This is a genomic window from Pseudomonas sp. AKS31 (assembly GCF_023634765.1).
Classification (GTDB): domain Bacteria; phylum Pseudomonadota; class Gammaproteobacteria; order Pseudomonadales; family Pseudomonadaceae; genus Aquipseudomonas.
Genome location: NZ_JAMLFX010000005.1, coordinates 451958 through 455102, shown reverse-complemented (window position 1 = coordinate 455102; position 3145 = coordinate 451958). Strand labels below are relative to the sequence as shown.

The following is a 3145-nucleotide window of genomic DNA, read 5'->3' as shown; positions in this document are numbered from 1 at the left end:
GACCGCTTATGAGCGGGCGATGGCGTCAAAACCACCTATCGAGGTGTCCGGAATTAGTTGACCACTGCATTGTTCAGGCTACGCCGACCTGCGATACCGAGCCGAACTTCAGTTTTGAAAGGCTTGAAGATCGGCTCCCTTTCCCCCTCGCCCCCTTGGGGAGAGGGCTGGGGTGAGGGGGAAAGATCTGAAGCCAGACCAATCTCTCAGCATCACCTCATTCAATACCCGACAGTAAACCGCCGACGCGAATGCTTCGGCGTTTCCACTTCATCGATCAGCGCAATCGCGTAATCAGCAAACGTGATCCAGCTACGCCCCTCGGCACTCACCAGCAAATGATCCTGGCCGACACGGAAACTACCCGTGCGCTCACCTTCAACGAATTCCGCCGACGGCGACAGGAAGGTCCAGTCCAGCTCGTTCTCCGAACGCAACGCATCGAGAAACGCCGCGCCAGCGCTGGCCTCGGCTTTGTACTCGGCGGGGAAACCGGCGCTGTCGATCACCCGGGTGTCGTCCGGCAGCAACAGCGAACCGGCACCGCCGACCACCAACAGACGCTTCACGCCTGCCTGCTTCATCGGGCCGACCACGGCACTGGCGGGCACGGTGGCGAAATGCGCGGCGCTGATCACCAGGTCGTGACCGGCCACGGCGGCTTGCAGCGCTGCCGAATCCAGCACGTCGACATTCTTGCTGACCACGCCGGCACGGCTGCCGATCTTCGAGGTGTCGCGGGCGATAGCCGTAACGCTATGGCCGCGACGCAGGGCTTCTTCCAGCAGTTGGCTACCGGCACGACCGGTGGCACCAATGATTGCGATCTTGCTCATGACATTCTCCAGTTGGCTTGAGAGTGCTGCGTTTTCAGATTCGGCTTACCACTGCATTTCGCCCTTGGCGACTTTCGCGCTCAGCTCCAGCGAGCTTTCTTCGCCGAGTGTCGGGTAGCGCTTTTTCATCGCGGCGATCAGTGCAGCGGAATCTTTGGCCTTGGCGGTTTCCGCGTCGAAAGCCTTGATGTAGTCGGCGGTGAATTTCACGCTGGCCAACGAGCGGCTGCTGTCACCCAGGTAATGACCCGGCACCACGGTGTTCGGTTTGAGGGTTTCGATCGAGTGCAACGTTTCCAGCCAGTCGGCGTGGGATTGCGCGGTCTGGGTATCGGCCATCCACACATGGATGTTCTCGGCGACAACCACACCACCGACCACGGCTTTGAGTGACGGGATCCACACAAAACTGCGATCCGGCTGTTTGCCATCGAGGCCGACGACCTGCAATTTCTGCCCTTCGAGCATCAGGCTGTCACCCTTGAGTACGCCCGGCACGATGGTCTTTGCCGGAACGTCGGCGCCCATTTTCGGGCCCCAGAAGGCCAGTTTGCCGGCGACGGTTTTATTGATGTGATCAACCGTCGGTTGCGAGGCCAGTACCTTGGCCTCCGGGAATGCTTGAGTCAGGGTATCGAGACCGAAGTAGTAATCCGGGTCGCCATGGCTGATGTAGATCGTGGTCAGGTGCTTGCCGCTGGCGCGGATCTTTTCCACCACCTGTTCAGCCTGGGACTTGCCGAATTGCGCATCGACGAGAATCGCGTCTTTCTCGCCGCTGACCAGCACCGAGGTCACCGGAAAAATCGCGTTTGTCCCTGGGTTGTAGACGTCCAAGGTCAGGTTGGCAGCCGCTGCGTGCGCGGCGAAACCCAGGGAAGCGGTGGCGAGTAGAACGCGTTTAAGTGTGGTGAAGCCGATCATCTGTTGCTCCGTTGTCCGAATGCCGTGTTTGGCGATGGGACAAAGCTTAGTTGCCTGACTCAGTACAAAAAATGCGATGCTTGGACATAGTTTGTTTCTGAAAGCGGGCAAATCATGGATCGTCTCCAAGCAATGCGGGTGTTTGTCACCGTGGTGGATCTGGGCAGCCAGTCGGCAGCGGCCGATCATCTGGACCTTTCGCGGCCGGTGGTTTCACGTTATCTGGCAGAGCTGGAAGACTGGATCGGCGCACGCCTGATGCACCGCACCACGCGCAAGTTGAGCCTGACCGCCGCCGGCAGCGAAATCCTGCCGCGCTGCCGGCAAATGCTTGAACTGTCGACCGACATGCAGGCCGCCGTCAGCGAACCCCACGACGCCCCGCGCGGGCTGCTGCGGATCAGCGTCAGCACTTCGTTCGGCCAGGCGCAACTGGCCGATGCGATGGCCGCCTACGTCAAGCGCTATCCGGGTGTGAGCATCGATCTGCAAATGCTCGATCGCACGGTAAATCTGGTGGATGAACGCATCGATCTGGCGATTCGCACCAGTAATGATCTTGACCCCAATCTGATTGCCCGACGCCTGACCGTTTGTCGTTCGGTGGTCTGCGCCGCCCCGGCCTATCTGCGAGAACAGCCGGCGCCGTTACGGGTCGAGGATCTGAGCAGACACAATTGCCTGACGCACTCGTATTTCGGCAAAAGCCTGTGGCATTTCGAGGAGGATGGCGAACCGGTGTCGGTGCCGGTGCAGGGCAATATCAGCGCCAACGAGGCCAGCACGTTACTGCGCGCCACCCTGGCCGGCGCCGGGGTGGCGATGCTGCCGACCTATCAGGCCGGGGTGCATATTCACAGCGGTGAGCTGGTTCGCCTGTTGCCCCATGCCGAGCCGCGGCAGATGAGCATCTATGCCGTGTACGCCTCGCGCAAACACATGCCGGCGGCGCTGCGCAGCATGCTGGATTTTCTGGTAGAGCGCTTTCCTGAAAGTCCGCAATGGGACGTTGATCTGTAAACGGATCCAAAGTGGGAGCGAGCCTGCTCGCTCCCACAAAAGGTTCATCAGCGTGCTGAATGCCGTGGTAAATCCTCAAACGCCCTCGCTGGCAACTCCCCGCCGCTGACCTATGCTGAAAGTAATACCGCAGGGTATGTCGTTCAGAGGTCTACGCCATGAACATCAAAACAAGAAGGTACGTCGCGATTTTCATCACCTGCGCCGCCACGCTGGCGCTGTACGGCACCGCTGCCTGGCGGGTCGAACAGCTGCGACAGCTGCCGCGCGAGTATGCGAGCTGCAACTTCGAGCGCTGCATTCCGCACAATGCCACGCTGAACGCGTTGCGCTGAGGCTGGGGGGTGACTCATTACCTGTGGGAG

Annotated in this window: 4 protein-coding genes; 2 read left to right on the top strand and 2 right to left on the bottom strand. The window is 60.2% G+C overall.

Annotated elements, in window-relative coordinates:
- Positions 1-221: 221 nt before the first annotated feature.
- Complete coding sequence (locus tag M9827_RS17670) at positions 222-836, bottom strand: NAD(P)-dependent oxidoreductase (protein ID WP_250606385.1); 615 nt, start codon at positions 834-836, stop codon at positions 222-224.
- A gap of 45 nt (positions 837-881) precedes the next feature.
- On the bottom strand, positions 882-1760 hold the full coding sequence (locus M9827_RS17665; RefSeq protein WP_250606384.1) for an MBL fold metallo-hydrolase: 879 nt from the start codon (positions 1758-1760) through the stop codon (positions 882-884).
- A gap of 114 nt (positions 1761-1874) precedes the next feature.
- On the opposite strand from M9827_RS17665, the gene M9827_RS17660 reads away from it, so the two are divergent.
- Positions 1875-2780 (top strand): LysR family transcriptional regulator, encoded by a 906-nt coding sequence (locus M9827_RS17660; RefSeq protein WP_250606383.1) that lies wholly within the window; start codon positions 1875-1877, stop codon positions 2778-2780.
- 158 nt (positions 2781-2938) lie between these two features.
- On the top strand, positions 2939-3115 hold the full coding sequence (locus M9827_RS17655; RefSeq protein ID WP_007912636.1) for a hypothetical protein: 177 nt from the start codon (positions 2939-2941) through the stop codon (positions 3113-3115).
- Positions 3116-3145: the final 30 nt, after the last annotated feature.

Bases quoted from the DNA above. Each gene is read 5' to 3' on its own strand.
- M9827_RS17670 (WP_250606385.1), bottom strand. From the start codon at position 836: ATGAGCAAGATCGCAATCATTGGTGCCACCGGTCGTGCCGGTAGCCAA.
- M9827_RS17665 (WP_250606384.1), bottom strand. From the start codon at position 1,760: ATGATCGGCTTCACCACACTTAAACGCGTTCTACTCGCCACCGCTTCC.
- M9827_RS17655 (WP_007912636.1), top strand. From the start codon at position 2,939: ATGAACATCAAAACAAGAAGGTACGTCGCGATTTTCATCACCTGCGCC.
- M9827_RS17660 (WP_250606383.1), top strand. From the start codon at position 1,875: ATGGATCGTCTCCAAGCAATGCGGGTGTTTGTCACCGTGGTGGATCTG.